This window comes from Parasphingopyxis sp., assembly GCF_052168275.1.
GTDB lineage: Bacteria > Pseudomonadota > Alphaproteobacteria > Sphingomonadales > Sphingomonadaceae > Parasphingopyxis.
The window spans coordinates 1-15695 of record NZ_JBQLZM010000043.1; the positions used below are offsets into that span (position 1 = coordinate 1).

General features: G+C 66.7%; 15 protein-coding genes. 6 read left to right on the forward strand and 9 right to left on the reverse strand.

Going from position 1 to position 15695, the window contains the following annotated elements; all coding sequences use genetic code 11:
• Positions 1-92 precede the first annotated feature (92 nt).
• From ACTS1X_RS03750 to ACTS1X_RS03765, 4 genes are all read right to left on the reverse strand, one after another.
• Positions 93-1433 carry an amidohydrolase gene (locus ACTS1X_RS03750; RefSeq protein WP_442613039.1) on the reverse strand — a complete coding sequence of 447 codons (1341 nt, stop codon included), beginning with the start codon at positions 1431-1433 and terminating at the stop codon, positions 93-95.
• Positions 1434-1567: 134 nt separating this feature from the next.
• Positions 1568-1693: an entericidin A/B family lipoprotein gene (locus ACTS1X_RS03755; RefSeq protein ID WP_442613040.1), complete on the reverse strand. Its 126-nt coding sequence runs from the start codon at positions 1691-1693 to the stop codon at positions 1568-1570.
• Between the two features lie 97 nt (positions 1694-1790).
• The gene (locus tag ACTS1X_RS03760; protein WP_442613041.1) at positions 1791-3005 is read right to left on the reverse strand and encodes a hypothetical protein; all 1215 of its coding nucleotides are present in this window, start codon (positions 3003-3005) and stop codon (positions 1791-1793) included.
• A 1-nt stretch (position 3006) separates the two neighbouring features.
• A complete protein-coding gene (locus tag ACTS1X_RS03765; protein ID WP_442613042.1) occupies positions 3007-4575 on the reverse strand; it encodes a ShlB/FhaC/HecB family hemolysin secretion/activation protein in 1569 nt (522 codons plus the stop codon).
• Positions 4576-4778: 203 nt separating this feature from the next.
• On the opposite strand from ACTS1X_RS03765, the gene ACTS1X_RS03770 reads away from it, so the two are divergent.
• From ACTS1X_RS03770 to ACTS1X_RS03795, 6 genes are all read left to right on the forward strand, one after another.
• Entirely contained in the window at positions 4779-5654 is an 876-nt protein-coding gene (locus ACTS1X_RS03770; protein ID WP_442613043.1) for a TauD/TfdA dioxygenase family protein, read from the forward strand.
• 88 nt (positions 5655-5742) lie between these two features.
• The gene (locus tag ACTS1X_RS03775; RefSeq protein WP_442613044.1) at positions 5743-7080 is read left to right on the forward strand and encodes a cytochrome P450; all 1338 of its coding nucleotides are present in this window, start codon (positions 5743-5745) and stop codon (positions 7078-7080) included.
• An 85-nt stretch (positions 7081-7165) separates the two neighbouring features.
• On the forward strand, positions 7166-7930 hold the full coding sequence (locus tag ACTS1X_RS03780) for an N-acetylmuramoyl-L-alanine amidase (protein ID WP_442613045.1): 765 nt from the start codon (positions 7166-7168) through the stop codon (positions 7928-7930).
• A gap of 50 nt (positions 7931-7980) precedes the next feature.
• Entirely contained in the window at positions 7981-8997 is a 1017-nt protein-coding gene (locus tag ACTS1X_RS03785; protein ID WP_442613046.1) for a polyprenyl synthetase family protein, read from the forward strand.
• 56 nt (positions 8998-9053) lie between these two features.
• The gene (locus tag ACTS1X_RS03790) at positions 9054-9581 is read left to right on the forward strand and encodes a hypothetical protein (protein ID WP_442613047.1); all 528 of its coding nucleotides are present in this window, start codon (positions 9054-9056) and stop codon (positions 9579-9581) included.
• A gap of 116 nt (positions 9582-9697) precedes the next feature.
• Positions 9698-11092 carry an MATE family efflux transporter gene (locus ACTS1X_RS03795; protein ID WP_442613048.1) on the forward strand — a complete coding sequence of 465 codons (1395 nt, stop codon included), beginning with the start codon at positions 9698-9700 and terminating at the stop codon, positions 11090-11092.
• 327 nt (positions 11093-11419) lie between these two features.
• Here the strand turns inward: ACTS1X_RS03795 and ACTS1X_RS03800 are convergent, their stop codons facing one another.
• From ACTS1X_RS03800 to ACTS1X_RS03820, 5 genes are all read right to left on the reverse strand, one after another.
• Positions 11420-11929 carry a hypothetical protein gene (locus ACTS1X_RS03800; RefSeq protein ID WP_442613049.1) on the reverse strand — a complete coding sequence of 170 codons (510 nt, stop codon included), beginning with the start codon at positions 11927-11929 and terminating at the stop codon, positions 11420-11422.
• 92 nt (positions 11930-12021) lie between these two features.
• Positions 12022-12522: a hypothetical protein gene (locus tag ACTS1X_RS03805; protein ID WP_442613050.1), complete on the reverse strand. Its 501-nt coding sequence runs from the start codon at positions 12520-12522 to the stop codon at positions 12022-12024.
• Positions 12519-13178: a hypothetical protein gene (locus tag ACTS1X_RS03810; protein WP_442613051.1), complete on the reverse strand. Its 660-nt coding sequence runs from the start codon at positions 13176-13178 to the stop codon at positions 12519-12521. Before ACTS1X_RS03810 ends, ACTS1X_RS03805 begins: the two co-directional genes overlap by 4 nt.
• 275 nt (positions 13179-13453) lie before the next feature.
• A complete protein-coding gene (locus tag ACTS1X_RS03815; protein ID WP_442613052.1) occupies positions 13454-14914 on the reverse strand; it encodes an amidohydrolase family protein in 1461 nt (486 codons plus the stop codon).
• Positions 14915-14981: 67 nt separating this feature from the next.
• Positions 14982-15695: hypothetical protein (locus ACTS1X_RS03820; protein ID WP_442613053.1), on the reverse strand; the 714-nt coding region annotated here is incomplete at its 5' end.

A 15695-nucleotide genomic window follows, 5' to 3' on the forward strand; every position in this document is an offset into this window, starting at 1 on the left:
TCCCATTCAGTGTATTCTATTGGGAGGCCGGGAGGGGGTGCGGGCCGGTGCCGCGATTTCCCGGCAGGGAAATTCTGACAAACCCGTAAAAGCTAGTCGTCCGCTTCGCCGGCCGGCGCCAGCAGGTCGAGTACCGCGATCACCATCGCTTCGGTGCCGAGCGTCACCGCGGGTTCGGGATCGATCCGGAAGAAGGGGCTGTGGTGCGAGGGGACGGGCGGGCCGCCCGCCTCGGCCGCGTCGAACGCGGCCTGCGGCGTTCCGCCGACGCTGAAATAGGCGCCGCGCACGCCGGTATCGGGCTGGACGAAATAGGCGAAATCCTCCGCGCCCATGCCGGTCTGCTCCATCGGGTCGAGCAACACGCCGTCGCCGAAATTCCCGGCGAAGACGCCGCGCAACCGGCTGGAAAGCGCCTCGTCGTTGATCGTCGGCGGCGTCGATTCGGTCGACACCGCGACCTCGGGCAACCGGTCCTCCGGCATGCCGTTCATCCGGCCCACATTCTCGGCGATCCGGGCGATGCCTTCGAGCAGGGTCTCGCGCACCGACTGCTCGTTCGAGCGCACGGTGAGCTGCATCGTCGCGCGGTCCGAGATGATGTTGTGCTTGATGCCGCCCTGGAACGCGCCGACCGTGATGACGGCCGGATCGAGCGGCGACACGGTGCGGCTGACCAGCGTCTGCAGCGCCGTGATGATTTGCGCGCCCATCACGATCGGATCGACGCCCATATGCGGATAGGCGCCGTGCGCGCCGACGCCGTGGATCGTGATGTCGACGCTGTCCGACGACGAGGCGACGAGGCCCGGCTGCATCGCGATGGTGCCGGTGGGCAGGGCCGCGGATACATGGAAGGCCAGCGCGTAATCGGGTTTCGGGAAACGGTCGTAGAGCCCGTCCTCCATCATCGCCCGCGCCCCGCCGATCCGTTCTTCGGCGGGCTGGGCGATGAGGACGACCGTGCCGTTCCAGCTGTCGCGGAGGCGGGCGAGCTGCCGCGCCGTGCCGACGAGCGAGGTGATATGCACGTCATGGCCGCAGGCATGCATGACCGGCGCCTCGACGCCGTCGATCCCGACCTGGCGGGCGGTCGACGCATAGTCGAGGCCGCTGTCTTCCTCGACCGGCAGCCCGTCCATGTCTGCGCGCACGAGCACCGTCGGCCCCTCGCCGTTGCGCATGATGCCGACGACGCCGGTGCCGCCGACCCCCTCGGTCACCTCGGCGCCGGCCGCGCGCAGCTGCGCCGCGATGATCCCGGCGGTCCGGGTCTCCATGTAGCTGAGTTCGGGATTGCGATGGAAATCGAGGAAGAGTTCTTCGAGGAACGCCTCGTAATCGGCGTCGACATTGGCCGAGATATCGCTCTGGCCGCTGGCCGGCGCCGGCAGCATGAGTGTCGCTGCAAGAGCCAGTAATGATGTGCGCATGATGTGAGTCCCCGTTATAGCCCCGAACAATCGAGTCTCATCGATAGGACGGTCGGGGCGGACGGGCAAATGCGCGATGCCCGTTACGGGTTCGGGTAGCCCGGCCGCCGGTTGGCGGCCGGGCGGCGCCGGGTTTATTCGGCGGCGTCCTGGACGGTTTCGCCGACCGATTCGACGTCTTCGCCGACTCCGGCGACCGTGTTGCAGGCGGCGGTGGCCGTGAAGGTCAGCGCGGCGGCGAGGATTGCGAGGGTTTTCATAGGGATACTCCATCGATTCGGGACGCGCCGAAGCGCGCCGGGGCAACAGACAAGCGCATGAACGGCGGACAAAGTTCCCCGTCCCGCCGCGCGGTTCTCATCGTTCGGCGTTACGCCGCCGGATCAGGATCACGCATTCCGCGCCGCGATGGCGCAGCGCCGGAATGTCCCGCATCACCATGTCGGGAGTCCGCAATATCGGAACCACGCCGGACGACCGCACCCGATCGCCGTCGCCCGGCACATGCCGTCGGCCGAAACCGCTGGCCAGGCATTGGTGCATCCCGTGATCGTCCGCGAAGCCGGGCAGGGCGTGGGGATCGTGCCGACCGGGCTCGACAGCCACGAAGCCGCGATGCGGCGGAACATCGGTGATCGGCCCCACCAGGGTATCGGGGCGTTGGACCGGCACCATCAAGGCCTGTCCGGTGACGGGTCTTGGCCGGGTGATCGCGACCGGCCCCGTCTGCACCGGGACGGGGGGGCGCATATCGGGCCGCACCGTGACCGTTACCGCGCCGGGCGTCCGCTGGGGCGGCAGCACCGGTTGCGGGACCTGCTGGACTGGGAGCGGTGGCACCTGTTGCGCGGGCGGCTGGGGCGGGATCATCGGCGGTGTGCGCTGGGGCGGCAGTACCGGCTGCGGCACCTGCTGGACGGGCGCCGGCGGCACCTGTTGCGCGGGCGGCTGGGGCGGGATCATCGGCGGCGTGCGCTGGGGCGGCAGCACGGGCTGCGGGACCTGCTGGACGGGCGTCGGCGGGACCTGTTGCGTAGGCGGCTGTGGCGGGACCATGGGCGGCGTGCGCTGCGGCGGCAGCACCGGTTGGGGGACCTGCTGGACGGGCGTGGGCGGGGCCTGTTGTGCAGGCGGCTGGGGCGGGACCATGGGCGGTGTCCGCTGGGGAGGGAGGACGGGTTGAGGCACCTGCTGGACGGGCGTCGGCGGCACCTGCTGCGCGGGCGGCTGCGGCGGGACCATGGGCGGCGTGCGCTGGGGCGGCAGCACCGGCTGCGGGGCCTGCTGGACGGGCGTCGGCGGCACCTGCTGCGCCGGCGGTTGTGGCGGGACGACATGCTGATCCGGCGTTTGCGGCAAACCCGGGTCCGTGGGCGGATTTTGGTTGGCGACCGGCGTCTGCGTCGTTCCGCCCGGCGGCGTGTTGACGGGCCCCGCGACACAGGCGGTGCCCTGATGCGGGTTGCCGACGCCGCGGCACCAGCCATAGTGATTACCCGCCGCCATCGCCGGGGCTGCCGCGAGCAGCGCGATGCCAAGGGCCATTCCACCGACAAGACGGATCGCGATCATCTCACCACCCCTTGGACAGGCTGACATGGAAAGCCGGGTTGCCCGACCGGCTCTGGGGGCCGTCGCGCAGCGGCATGGCGGCCCAGCCGGCGATCGAGATGGCGCCGCCGAACCGTATCTCCGCGCCGATACCGGTCGAAGCCAGCCAGCGATCGCCGGTTTCTCCGATCCGCCGGTCGCGGACATCGACGGCGCCGATATCGAAAAACACCGTCGGCACGACCGAAGGGATCGCGGACGAGCCGGTCTCGATCACATGGTCGAACTCGATGCTCGCTCCGTAACCGCTATCGCCTTCGATTTCGGCCGGCGCATAGCCGCGAAGAAAGGGCGCATGGCCGAGCGCGAACCGCTCGACCTCGGGAAGCCTCGTGTCCGCCCATTGGCCGCGGGCCTCGAGCCGGAAATAGGTGGCGTTGCGGCGATCGACCGGAACGACGAGGCCGAACTCGCCGCGGATATGCGCGAAGCTGCGCGCCCCGTCCCGCGGCTCGCCCGCGTCGGTTTCGGGACGGCGGCCGGCGCTCAGCGTCAGCCCGGCCTGGACGATCCCGCCATTGTCGAGATTGACGCCGGTGATCCCATGGGCGCGCAGCGAATGGCTGGTGCTCGACAGCCGCCGCCCGTCGAAGCGCGACCGGGCTTCGACAAATTCATATTCGCCGAGCAGATAGGTGAAACGGTGGACGCTGCGGCGCACCGGATGACCGAATATCAGCGCCGCATTATAGCCGCGCAGCCGATCGTCGGTCGCCACGGCGCCGAGATCGCGGCGCGCGATGACATTGCCGGCGAACGCCTCGACATAGCTGCCCGACGCGCCGACCGGCGTCCGGTAGACGAGCGTCCCCGCAACCGACCAGTCGTCGCCGCGATCCAGCGTCGCCTGGCCGAGCAGGCGCAGCATGTCGCCGCCCGTGGCAAGGCTGTAAATCTCCTCGACAGCGAAAAGGCGGACCGCCGCGTCCGGCCGCAACGGTATGGCTTCGATGCCGATCGCGCCCGAATGACGCCGCTCCGATCCGGCGATGCGCAGGTGCGTTCCGGCGTCGCCTGGTTCGTGGTCGAGCTCGGAGACGAGCGTCACGCCGGAAAGGTCGGAGGCGAGCATGATCGTCCGCTCGAGCTCGGCCTGGGTCAGCGGCGCGCGGCCGATGAGCCGGTCCGTGTAGCCGGCGACCCGCGCGGCGACGCCGTCCGAAAAGCCCTCTACCGAAACGCGCTCGACAAAGCCTTCGAGGATGCGGAAGGTCAGCGTGCCGCTCGCCGCTTCGTACCGATGATAGGCTTCGGCGAGCGGATAGCCGTCTTCGCGATAGATCAGCGCGATCGCCTCCGCTGTGCCCGATGCGGTCAGCGCGCCATGCGATGCGCGGGCATGGGCGGCGGCGAAGGTCAGCAGATGGTCGGGATCGTAGCGGGTCACCCCGTCGATCGCGATCTGCGATACAGGGCCGCCCGTATCGGCGAAATCGAAGGGAATGCGGGGATTCGCGGATCGCGCGTCGAGCGGCGATCCGAGCGACGCGAAGGCCGCCAGCGCCAGCATCGAACCGACCAACATCCGCATCCGCAATCCTTCCCCTTGTCGGGCCGTTGCCTTGCGTCCCGTCTATCCGGCTCGATTTGATATCGGCTCGCTTGTCCGCAGTTTTAACCGCCCGATTGACAATGGTCGGTATAAAAGCGCGTTTACCGAAAGGTTTAAAGCTGTCCTTGCGGCCATATCGCTTTGGGTTCAGGCTGCGCGCCGCAACGAGGGAGAGTCGGGCCATGGCCGATATCGATGCCGCCACCGAAATGAAGGCGTCCGCCGGCACGCCGTTCGCCGTCCGGCCGCTGACGCCGGCGATCGGCGCGGAGCTGCTCGATATCGATCTCGGCGCGCCCGATATCGGCGATGCGGTCCCGGCGATCCGCCAGGCGCTGCTCGATCACAAGGTGATCTTCTTCCGCGACCAGGACATCACCCGCGAACAGCATCTCGCCTTCGCGCGGATGTTCGGCGAACTCGAAATCCATCCGGCGACGCCCAAGGACCAGGAATGTCCGGAAATCCTGCGGATCGAGCACGGGCCCAAGAGCCGCGGCCAGGAAAATATGTGGCATTCGGACGTGACCTGGCGCGCCGAGCCCTCGCTCGGATCGATCCTGCGCGCGATCGAAATCCCGGAGGTCGGCGGCGATACGCTGTTCGCCGACATGCACGCGGCCTATATGCGCCTGTCCGACGGGATGCGCGGCTTCGTCGCCGGGCTCACCGCCGTCCACGATATCGCCCGCGTCTTCGCGAAGCGGCTCGGCAAGCCGCCCGAGGAACTGCACGACAGATATCCGCCGATGGAGCATCCGGTCGTCCGCACCCATCCCGAAACCGGGCTCCCCTGCCTCTATGTCAACGGTGCCTTCACGAGCCATATCAACGGCCTGTCCGATCAGGAGAGCGCCGACCTGCTCCGCCATCTCTATGCGCAGGCCGCCGATCCCGAGATCCAGTGCCGCTTCCGCTGGGCGCCGGGCTCGATCGCCTTCTGGGACAATCGCGCCTGCCAGCATTTCGCCGCCTCCGATTATTTCCCCGCCCGCCGCGTGATGGAGCGGGCGACGATCAGCGGTGACCGGCCCTTTTATTCGCCGGACGCGGCTTAGCCGCTCTGACGAACCGGATCTTCCCGACGATTCCCCTTAACGTGAACGTAAGCCCTTGCTATCATCGATGTCAGTAGGAGGATGCCTGATGCTCGAGCTCAATCACGAACAGTATCGCCGCCCCGGCTGGGTCGGGCCGCGCAACCCGCCGGTCCATGATGCCGGCGAGATCGTCAATCTCTCGGACATCGATCTTTTCCGCGAGGGCCACCCGATCGACGGCTATACCCGGCTGCTCGAAGAGGCGCCGGTCTATTGGCAGGACGAGCCGATGCAGGGCGAACCCGGCTATTGGGCGTTCACCCGCTATGCCGATGTGAAGACGATCTCGAAAAAGCCCGAAATCTTCTCGAGCCAGAAGGGCGGGGTGAACATCTCCTACGGCGATCCCGACAATATGCACCCGCTGCTCTCGCCGGCCGCGCTCGACAACATGATCGCGCTGGACGGCGAGCCGCATCTCGAGCTGCGCCGCCAGCACATGCCGTTTTTCACGCCCGCCTATATCAAGCAGCTCAAGGAGAAGGTCGACGTCAAGGTCAGCGAACTGCTCGACGAGCTGGCGGACAAGGCCCCCCACTGCAACCTGGTCGACGAGTTCGCCGCCCAGCTGCCGCTCTTCACGCTTGCCGAGCTGCTCGGCGTCGATCAGGCGGACCGACCGCGACTCGTCCAGTGGATGACCGATCTCGAAATGGCGCCCTATTTCGGCGCGATCCGCGAAGGGCTGCTCCAGCCGACGCCCGAGATGATCCAGATCTACAATGGCTGGGAAGACCGGATCCGCGAATTTTTCGATTACGGGATGCGCGAGATCCGGGCCCGGCAGGACGAACCGCGCGAGGATCTGATGAGCGCGATCGCCAACGCCATCGTCGACGGCGATCCGATGCCGGAAATGTATCTGAACGGCGCCTGGGAACTGATCTTCATCGCCGGCAACGACACGACGCGCAACTCGATTTCCGGCATGATGAAGCTGCTGACCGAGAATCCGGACCAGAAGGCGAAGCTCATCGACGATCCCGACCTGCTGCCCAACGCGATCCAGGAGGCGGTGCGGCTGATCAGCCCGGTCATCCACATGAAGCGCACCGCGACCCAGGATACCGAGATCGGCGGCCAGCCGATCGCCGAGGGCGAAAAGGTCGTCATGTGGTACGGCGCCGCCAATCGCGATCCGGCCATGTTCGAGGATCCGCACACATTCGATATCGGGCGGAAAAACGCCGACAAGAATCTCGCCTTCGGCTTCGGCAAGCATGTGTGTCTCGGCCGCCAGATCGCGCTGATGCAGCTCGAAAGCGCCTATCGCCAGCTGCTCGCGCGCTTCCCGGACATGCACATGGACGGGGAAATGGTCTGCGCGCCCAACAATTTCGTGCACGCGATCACCGAACTGCCGGTCAGCTTCAGGGCGCCGTAAGCCGGATCGAAACGGACTCTTTTCGGCTGGCAATGTTGGAAAAACTGATGTCGGATCGTTCTCCTTCTTGATGAGGAGAGCGACCATGTCCGACCGCCCCGAAAACAACGAAACCGTCTGGCATATCCAGAAGCGGCTGCGCGAACTTGGCTTCGACATCGCCGTCGATGGCGATCTGGGGCCGCCGACATTCTGGGACGAGAGCGAAACGCTGCAGGCCGTCCTCGCGCATCTCGGCGGGCCGGTGGATGTCCCGTCGCCGCTCGGGGCGACCGATACGGACAGCAGGATGCTTGTCTATATCGATATCGGCCATGGCCAGAAGCCGGACCGGTTCGATCCCGGCGCCGTGCACAAGGGATCGGATATCAGCGAGCACAGCCTCAACACCGTGGCGGCCAAGGCGTGCGAATCGCGATTGCTCGAAGCCGGTTTCGAGGTGACGATCGACGATCTTTCCCGCCACAATTATTCGGCGGGCATGGCGGCCAAGGGATCGGACATCTTCGTCTCGATCCATCACAATTCGCACGGCGCGCCCGCGCAGGGCGCCGAAGCCCTCTATCATGGCGCCAAGGGCGACGCGGCGGACCTCGCGCTCGCCAAGCTGGCCTCCGCCGAAATGGCGAAGGAACTCGGCATCAAGGATCGCGGCGCGAAGCCGCGGATGCTCTCGGTGCTCTCGGGCGCGGAAGATGCCGGCGTGCCGGTTTCGATCCTCGCCGAGATGTATTTCATGCACGAGCAGGACCCGCCCAACCCGCCGCCCCAGGAAATGACCGTCTGGTCGCACCGGGCGGGCGAGGCTCTGGCCCGCGCCATCATCGCCTATCGCAAGGACAATCCCTGAGGCTCCGAAGTCTTGCCTTTCGGCCGGTTTCGTCCCAAGGCCTTTGCGCCATGAGCGCCACCGTTACCCCGATCCGCGGCCAGGACGCGCCGCCGTCGCTCGATCCGATGATCGCGCTGGTCGCGGCGGACATGAACCGCGTCAACCAGGTGATTCTCGACCGCATGCAGTCGGACGTCCCGCTGATTCCCGAGCTGGCCGGCCACCTGATCGCGGGCGGCGGCAAGCGGATGCGGCCGATGCTGACGCTGGCCTCGGCCAAGCTGCTCGACTATCCCGGCGACCGGCATCACAAGCTCGCCGCGTGCGTCGAGTTCATTCACACCGCGACGCTGCTGCACGACGATGTCGTCGACGTTTCCGACCAGCGGCGCGGCAAGAAGACCGCCAATATCATCTGGGGCAATCCGGCGAGCGTGCTGGTCGGCGATTTCCTCTTCTCGCGCTCCTTCGAACTGATGGTCGAGGACGGCAGCCTGAAGGTGCTGCGCATCCTCTCCAACGCCTCGGCGGTGATCGCGGAGGGCGAGGTCAACCAGCTCACCGCGCAGCGCCGCATCGATACCGGCGAGGATCGCTATCTCGACATTATCGGGGCGAAGACCGCCGCGCTGTTCGCCGCAGCCTGCCGGATCGCCGCCGTCGTCGCCGAGCGCGACGAGGAGGTCGAGGAGGCATTGGACGCCTATGGCCGCAATCTCGGCATCGCCTTCCAGCTCGTCGACGATGCGATCGACTATGTCTCGGACGGGGAGACGATGGGCAAGGATGTCGGCGACGATTTCCGCGACGGCAAGGTGACGCTGCCCGTGATCCTCGCTTTCGCGCGCGGGAGCGACGAGGAGAAGACCTTCTGGCGCGACGCGATCGAAGGCCGGCGCATCGGCGACGAGGATCTCGCCCGCGCGAAAGACCTGCTGATCCATCACAACGCGATCGCCGATACGATGGCCCGGGCGCGCCATTACGGCCAGCGCGCGATCGACGCGCTCGGGCCGTTCGCCAAGGGCCAGGCCAAGGCGGCGCTGACCGAGGCCGTCGAATTCGCGGTGGCGCGGGCGTATTAGAAGTCGCTTATATTTTAAGTATTTTGTGTTTGTAATAGGTGGAGGTAAATGGGACGATGGTTCGTCGCCCGGTAACCGATATGCGTCCACATCAAACAGCCGCCGAGATTTTAGATCGGCAAGGACAACTTTATCTTGATCATCATCTGACTCTTCTCCGTTGGATTGTCACATCGCTATTTCTTGTAAATAGCGGCGGCGGCGTTGCCAGCATTAGCCGGGACCAGTTGACGGCTTGGCATATTATTGCAGCAGGTTGCTTCATTGCTGGCGCAATATTGAGTCTCTGGCTCGGGCTGTCCTTGGCACGCCGCTGGGGCGCGTATACACGCGCGGCATCAGCGATCGCGGCAGACCGGGAGGGTCCAGTCCTTCCACCTCTAGCACTATTTCGCCGCATAGCTCGGCGTTATCAACGTGCGGAGCGCAACTTGGTAGTTTGGTTAGCAAGCGCTGCACTCGTGTGCTTTATTATGGGCGGTGTATTGCTCGCTGTTGCAATGACCGTTTCTGGTTCGACTTCGACACCGGCTGACGGCACCCAGTCATTCGAACAAGCTTATGCGCGATTTCCAGACCAATGATGTACCCCATCCGCCACACGGTCGCTTTTTTGCCAACGCCGCCCTTCGCCCTGCTTCGCGATTCAGTTACACGGGCGGAACGATGAAACAGCCGAGTCGCCTCTAACCGTGCCCAAATGGCCAGCAATCCTGCCCTTGACGGCCATCGGACGCCTTTGCGCGCGGAGATTCGCGCCACCCTTGCGCTCGCCCTTCCCCTAATCGTCGGGAATTTCGCGCAGGCCGCGATCAACACCACCGACGTCCTGATCCTCGGCCGCTACGATGTCGACGCGCTCGCCGCCTCGGCGCTCGGCGTGAACCTGTTCTTCGCCTTTGCCGTGTTCGCGATGGGGCTGGTGACCGCCGCCTCGCCGATGATCGCGACCGAGCGCGGCCGGATGCCGCATTCGGTCCGCGACGTCCGGCGCACGGTGCGCCAGGCCTGCTGGGCGTCGCTCGCCGTCTGCCTCCCGAGCTGGGCGATATTGTGGAACACCGAGGCGATCATGCTCCTGCTCGGCCAGGACCCCGCCCTGTCGGAAGCCGCCGCGCGCTATGTCCGCGTGATGATGTGGGGCCTGTTCCCCTTCCTCATCTTCATGGTGCTGCGCTATTATGTCGCCGCGCTCGAACGGCCGATCTGGGGCGTGATCGTCACCGTGATCGGCGTCGCGTTCAACGCGATCGCGGACTGGATCCTCGTCTTCGGCCTGTTCGGCTTTCCCGAGCTCGGCCTGATCGGCGCGGCGATCGCCAGCCTCGTCGCGAATGGCGTGCTGATGCTCGGCATGATCCTCGTCGTCTATACGGTGCCGTCCTTCCGCCGCTACCATCTGCTCGGCCGCTTCTGGCAGAGCGACTGGCCGCGCTTCTTCGGCATATTGGGCCTCGGCCTGCCGATCGCGGTAACCCTGGCGCTCGAGGTCACGGTGTTCAACGCCGCGGTGTTCCTGATGGGACTGATCGACCGGGCATCGCTGGCCGCGCACGCGATCGCGATCCAGATCGCCAGCCTCGCCTTCATGATCCCGCTCGGCCTCGCCCAGGCGGCGACGGTGCGCGTCGGCCTGTGGCACGGACGGCAGGATGCGACCGGGGTATCGCGCGCCGGCTTCGTTGCGCTCGGGCTCGGCGTCGGCGCGGCGCTGCTCCTCTCGGCGACGATGGTGGCGATTCCGGACGAGCTGGTCGGGCTGTTCGTCGACCGGACCGATCCGGAGAGCGCGCCGGTCTTCCGGCTGGCGATCTCCTTCCTCGTGATCGCGGCGCTGTTCCAGCTCGTCGACGGCGCGCAGGCGGTCGGCGCGGGCATCCTGCGCGGGCTGCACGACACGCGGATACCGATGCTGTTCGCGGCGTTCGGCTACTGGATCGTCGGGCTCGGGCTCGCGATATGGCTCGGTTTTCCGGGCGGCATGCAGGGCGTCGGCATCTGGATCGGCCTTGCCGCCGGCCTCGCCGTCGTCGCCGTCCTGATGGTCGCCCGCTGGATGCTGCGCGGCCGGATCGGGCTGGTCCGTTACGGGTGAGGGCCGGTGCGGCGCCTGAGGCGAAGCCGAAGGTCTGACAAAACTCCGCCCACATGAAAAAGGCTGCCAGGCACAATGCCTGGCAGCCCTAAACATGGTCAGCGGCCGGAGTGCCGGCCGGAGAACTCAGGCGGGGTTTTAGCCCCGCATCCTCCGAAACGACTGAACCGACCTCACTACTGAACCATGAGACATCGGATCACCTCCTTTCGCATTGTTGAACTCATGTGCAGGAATGAATCATTGCGACTCGTGGATCAACCCTTGTTTTCCACATTTTTTTCAGCGATTATCCGCCGCTCGCCGCGAACGGACTTCGCGGCCTTTTTATTGCCCGCCTTCCGGCCCGCCGGCCGCCGCGGCGCAGCGCTCGAAATAGCCCTGGAGCACGGCGTCGGTCTCGATCATCACCGGCTCGCCGCCATCGCTCTCGATCGTCAGCGGTACGGGAAAGCCCCGGATCGCGTCCGTCAGCGGACCGCCGGCCGGCAACCGCGCCAGCCGGACCGGGCCGTCCGCGCCGGCGCGGACCTCGACCGGATCGACGCCATGCATGAAATCGCCCGCCCGCAGCAGCATCGCCGGACGCGCGCCGTCGGCAAAGCCGCCGGGCATCTCGAGCACGAGCTCGGCGGTTTCGGCGTCGCAGCGGAACGAGGCGAGGAGCGTGCCGTCCTCGTCGGCATAGCTTGCCCGCTCGCCGTCGGCGGCCCAGGCGCCGGGGGTCAGCGTCAGCGCGGCGGGCTCGGCCGGGTTGCCGTCGCCGGCCGCGCCGGAACAGGCGGCCAGGAGGAGGATCGGGGCGAGCGCCATCGCGCTCCGCACACGCATTGTCATGTTATGCAGCTCCTTCGGGGCAAATGTCGAAGCCGCGCGCATGGCACGCCAATATTACGGTTTTGCGGCAGTCGCGTCCGGGCGGGCGGCGGTCAGCCCCGGCAATCCTCGAACACCCGGGTCATTTCGGGCCAGTTGGGAATGGCGGCGAGCGTCCGGCCGGTCACGGTGACGGCGATCCGGCCGCGGCTGAAGGCGATCGTGTCGAGATAGTCGTCCGAGGCCTCGGTCGCGGCGACGATATAGGGCTGCGCGCCCGGGCTGTTGCGCGCGGCATAGCTCGCCTCGCCATGCGTCGCCTGAAAGGCCATCGTGCCGCTGTCGGACGGCAGGCTTCCCCCGAACGAGAAATAGATGCGGCGATCGTCCGCGTTGCAGCGCACGAGGAACAGCGCCTCGCTGTCCGGCTCGCCGTACAGCGCCACCGAGCCGCGCTCGTCCTGCCGATAGACCCAGGTGCCCGGGGCGAGCGGAACATCGCGCCAGTCGGTCTGCGTCTGCGCCGGTGCGGGTGTCGGCGCCGCCGAACAGGCGCCGAGCGCGACGAAGATCGCAGTCGCCGCGGTGACCGGGTTGAGGCCGAACAGGCTCATTCTCCGGTCCCTTCCTCGGCTGCGACCGATGGCGCCGCGGCCTCGAGATCGGCGATCTCGCCGGATGCGTCGCGCCGGTCGCAGGCGCTGACGATGCTGGTCAGGACGTCGTCGGCCGGAAAGGTGATCCGCTGGCCGCCGCCGAGGCGAACCGAATAGGGTCCGTTGCCGCCGATCAGCCGCGCGATGAAGGGATCGGCCGCCGGGACCGAGATATAGGCGGCCGCCGTATCGCCGACCGCTTCGGACGCGGTGAAGGTCGATCCGCCCTGGGGCGTGCTGATATAGACGGTGCCCGACCCGCCCTGGGGCGGCATGCCGATCAGCCGGACGTCGATCCCGCCGCCCAGCTCGCAGGAAATGGTGATGACGGGCGACTGGCCCTCCTCGCTGAAAACGGCCATCCGCTCGCCATCGACCGTCGAAACGCTCCAGGCGCCGGGCGTGAGGCTGCCGGTCAGGTTCGTATCGATCTGGCCCGGCGAGGTGCCGGACAGCACCTCCTCCTCTTCGCTTCCGGCGCGCGCCTCGTCGGCGAGCCGCTCATATTCGGCCTGGGCCGCCTGGGCCGCGGCGCGCGCCTCTTCGGGCGTTTCGGTACGCGCGCAGGCGGTCAGCACAAGCGCGGGCAGGACGACGAACAATATCGGACGCACGGGTTTCTCCCAGGGATTCTGTGTACCTATCAATGGGGAGGAAATGGCGGGATATCAAGCGAGGTTGGGTCGAGGTCATTGTTTGTCAGAATTTCCCTATCGGGAAATCGCGGCACCGGCCCGCTCCCCCTCCCGGCCTCCCATAGGATACACTCAGTGGGAGGCCGGGAGGGGGAGCGGGCCGGTGCGGCGAACTTCCGTCAGGAAGTTTCTGACGAAATTGGATCCCGGTGCGGCGCCTGAGGCGAAGCCGAAGGTCTGACAAGCAAACCCCCCTATCCCGGCCGGCCGCCATGCGCGGCCCAGTTCGCCATGAACTCGCGCCGCGTCTTGGGACCGTAGGTGGCGAAGCTCGGATTGGGATCGGCGCGGTAGCCGGTCCGGCGTTCGAGCAGCGTCGCGTCCGCCGCCACCGCGTCGAGATCGAGCCCGTAGACCGCCGCGCCGTTGAGCCCGAAAATCTTGCGTTTCGCCTCGGCGGTCAGCGCCGGATAGCCGAACCGTTCCTGATAGTCTTCCGCGATCTCGAAGGCGCGGAAGGCCTGGATCTGGTCCTGCGGGCTGCCGTACCAGATCGAATCCGTGCCCCAGATGATCCGCTCCTCACCGAAGGTTGCGAGCAGCTTGCCCATCACATGCGCGGCCTCGTCCGGCCGGCCCATGAAATAGCGCCAGAGCGAGCCCATCTCGGCATAGAGATTGCCTTCGTTGGGCCGCAGCCCCGCATCGCGATAGGCCTTGACCAGCCGGTCGACGCCCCCGCCGTCTTCGCGATATTCGCCCTCGGTCACGCCCGGCTGGAACCCCGAATGATAGACGAGGAAGGTGAGGTCCGGATTGGCGACCGCCGCGTTGCCCATGTCGCGCGGGCTCGAATAGAGCGGATCGAGCCCGTAGAGCGAGATGCCCTTGTGCACCGCGATGATCGTCTTGCCGAGCCGCCGCGCATTGGCGAAGGTCCGTTCGGCATAGTCGCTTTCGTCGAGGAAGAAGCCTTCGGCGTCCGGCCCCCATTGCGGATACATTTTCCAGGCGTCCACGCCATGCAGCTCGGCCTTTTCGTCCATCGCCTCGAGCTCGCCCGGATCGTTGGGCAGCACGCCGCCATGGATCAGGCAGCGCGCGCCGTCGCCGCCGATCTGCTCGATGATCCCGCGCGCCTCGGCCGCGTACTCGATCGGCGTCGGGTTGCTCTCGGCCGTGCCCCAGAGCGCGGAGACGACCGCGACATCGGTATCGCTGTCGAGATAGACTTCGCGGGCCAGGGTCTGCGCCGAATAGCAGTCGTAACTGCCGTCCGCGCACTGGGTCGACTGGCCGAAGGCGCGCGAAAGCGCCGCTTCCCAGATCTCGCCGTCGCGCCCCGTCGCCCAAGCCGCGGACGGATCGACGCAATGGGTCTGCACGTCGAAGATGAACTCGTCGCCGCCGATCGCGGCATCGGCCGCCGCCGGCTCGAACGCCGCTTCCTGCGCCATCGCATAATAGCCGCCCGCGCCGGGATTGGCCCGGTTGCACGCCGCCAGGGTCGTCGCCGCGCCCATCGAGGAAACGAGAAAGGCCCGCCGCCCCATGCCGAGCTTTTTCGCATTCTCGGTCGCGGTCTCATGCGCGAGCCGGTTCGCAAGGTGCTGGTTGACGGTCGGCGGCCGCGGAAAGAATTCCCCGTTCGACGTGCCGTCGAACTTGACGGGCAGGCGTTTGCCCTCGGGATCGAGATCGGGGGTGCGGGCCATGGCGACTCTCCTGTGCGCGTTTAGGAACAGTCTAACCCGCGAGAGGCGCAGGCGAAAATGACTTCGATCAAATCGCCGGCACGGCCTGCCGCTTTTCGGCCGTCAGGGCCGCCGAAGCCATGCGCCAGAGCCAGATGCCGAGCGCGGCGCGGCTGATCGGCTGGAGGATCGGGTAGACCGCCGAGATCAGGGGATCGAGATCGGTCATGCCGAAATAGCCGGACAGGATGATGACCAGCGTCAACGGCACGGCGGCCAGCATCAGCCATGCGATGATCTGCTGGAAACGGCCGGCATCGGCGAGCAGCGCAATGCCTTGCAAGACCGTCCCGAACAGAAAGCCGATCAGGATAACGAAGAACAGCGCGTTCCACACGGCGGTCAGCGTTGTGATGTTCGCCGCCAGAATCGCGGCGCTATCGGGCTCGGCCGCCAGATAGGCCGGCCGCAATGTCCCGTTTACGGCGAAGATATTGATCGCCACGCCCGCCATCTCGACGACGCCCCAGATGACGAAAAAGACAAGGCCCGCCAGCGCCCATCCGCGCGCGTGCGGCGATACGGCGCGCGTTATGCCGATATAGCCGAGCAGCGCGAGCGGGATATGGAACAGGTTCACCCACTGGCGCGCCATGAACGGGCCATTGGCGTGAAGCCGTGCCGCATCGTCGAAGGTTTCGGCGCCGGGCACCTGGCGGGCGAGATACCAGAGGAAAAAGGTCGTTATCGCCGTGAGAAAGGCCGAAGCGCCGGCGAGCCGCAGGAATGCGTCATCGAAGCC